This is a genomic window from Armatimonas sp. (genome assembly GCF_031410135.1).
In the GTDB taxonomy this organism is placed as follows: Bacteria; Armatimonadota; Armatimonadia; order Armatimonadales; family Armatimonadaceae; genus Armatimonas.
This window is the reverse complement of record NZ_JANNYP010000433.1, coordinates 1-1,466: the sequence shown is the minus strand read 5'-3', so window position 1 is coordinate 1,466 and position 1,466 is coordinate 1. Positions and strand designations below refer to the sequence as shown.

1 protein-coding gene is annotated in these 1,466 nt (G+C 54.2%); it reads left to right on the top strand.

All coding sequences use genetic code 11. The features are described 5' to 3' along the window. Positions 1–1,466 (top strand): hypothetical protein (locus RMO15_RS15975; RefSeq protein ID WP_309714440.1); only part of this gene is annotated, 1,466 nt, incomplete at both ends.

The window sequence follows — 1,466 nt, the reverse complement described above, 5'->3', positions numbered from 1 at the left end:
AGCGCAGCGCTCTCATAGCCCAAGTTGTACACTGGACAGGAGGCCATCCCTACCTCACTCAGCGCCTCTGCTATGAGGTTGCCAAAGCGGAAGCCACCACGTCGCAGCAAGTAGATCAGCTCTGCCGGGAAACCTTTCTGGATCGTAAGGCCCGCGAGACCGATCCGAACTTGCACTTCGCCCATGAGCGTATCCTCAAAGACCCAGAGAACGATCCTGGAGAGCTACTTCGTCTGTACGCTACCGTCCGAAAGGGGACACCGGTTCGCTACAATCCCACAAACAGTTTGGCAAATACTCTGCGGGTCTCAGGTCTCGTCGCGGTCTTAGAGAGCCAGCTTCAGGTGCGAAACCGTATCTACGCCGAGCAGTTCACCTCCACCTGGGTTCAGGAGAGTCTGCGGAGCCTACCAGATGTAGCTCGGCGCAAGGCGTACTGGCAGGGGTTTCGCCGCGCTGCTCTGCTCGGGTGTATTCTTCTGCTTTCTACATCGGCTGCAATCTGGTTTGGGGTGAAGGCGAAGCAAGAAAATCGAGAGAAAACGCAGCTAGCCAAGAAAAATGATCAGCAGACCAAGCTTCTACTCAAGGGGAAAGAGGAGTTGCTCACTATCACCAGGCAGCTCTCCAATAGAACGGGGGAAGTCGCCGGAAAGACCAAAGAACTTTCCGCTAAGATCGGCGAGCTCACACAGAAAAGCCAAGAACTTCAGATGCGAAAACAAGCCGTAGAGGATCTGAAAAAAGCACAAGGAGTTACCGCAGTGGCACTGGCTCAAGCCCAAAGCAACCTCACCCAGGCACAAAGGAAAGTGAATCAGGTTCGCGCCCAGGTCACCCGCCTGCAAGCGAGTGCAAGGTCTGCGGTACTCAAGGTAGAGCAGCTAGGACAAGATGAGTTCAAGATCGCCGCTAGGACACCCGGTCAGGAAAAAAGGGCACTCACTCTTGGAATCCGCACCATCAGCTCACTGCTTGAATCCGGAATCACACCAAAAGATGAGACTTTGGAGAACTTGTCGAGGGTCGTCAATCGAGGCTTGGTTCGTCTCGCCCATCTCCGCCATGACTGGCGCGTAACCTGCGTTGCCCTCTCCCCCGATGGGAAAATGGCGGTCACGGCGGGTTTTAGCAACGAGATTTGGGTATGGGATGTCGCTACAGGTCAGTGTGTCCAAAAGATAACGGGCTTTCCTAATAAGCTGCGACCCAACGAACAGTACTGTACGGTTATTTTCTCCCCCAGTGGCGATCAGGTACTCACAGGTGCCCAAGACGGTGTGCTACGACTTTGGGAGGTACGAGGCGGACGATTGTCCAAAAAGCCTCTTGAACACACTGTTCAAGAGCTGGCAAATGGTGAACTTGGCACAATGCTTTTTGCCCTGTTTTCCCCTAGTGGTAAAGAGATCGCGACAACAGCGCGGCTTGCAAACGGCAGATACACCGTCCTCGTGATAGACGCT